The sequence below is a fragment of the Vibrio sp. 1978 genome, from assembly GCF_033344345.1.
On record NZ_JAWPOP010001036.1, the window covers coordinates 1 to 516 of the forward strand.

Here is a 516-nt window from a genome sequence, read left to right on the forward strand (position 1 = left end):
GAAGTCAGGCACGATTCGATACCGATACGGTTTTCCGCTAGGTAATCCATCAGTTTTGGATCGTGAATCGCTTTTACACCGTGGCCGATACGCGTTGCACCTAGCTCTTGAATGGCTTGCCACATGCTTTCAGCGCCCGCCGCTTCACCAGCGTGAACTGTCACGTTTAGGCCTGCATCACGTACTTGTTTGAAGTGAGAGACAAAGCGATCGCCTGGTTGGCCAAGCTCATCACCTGCAAGGTCTACTGCTACGATGTGGTCTTTCTGGCTTAGAATGGCATCCAGTTCTTGCTGACATGCATCTGTGCCAAATGTGCGGCTCATGATACCGATAAGGTTCGCTTTGATGCCAAAGTCGCGCATGCCTGCTTGTACGCCATCGACAACCGCTTCGACCACGCCAGCGACTGGCAGTTTGTGTTTCATCGCCATGTAGTATGGTGAGAAACGCAGTTCGGCGTAATCAATTTGTGCGTTTAGCGCATCTTCAACGTTTTCATAAGCAACGCGACGA

General features: G+C 51.2%; 1 protein-coding gene. It reads right to left on the reverse strand.

Features of this window, described 5'->3' with window-relative positions; all coding sequences use genetic code 11:
• Nucleotides 1–516: adenosine deaminase family protein (locus tag R8N49_RS30525; protein WP_318190876.1), on the reverse strand; the 516-nt coding region annotated here is incomplete at both ends.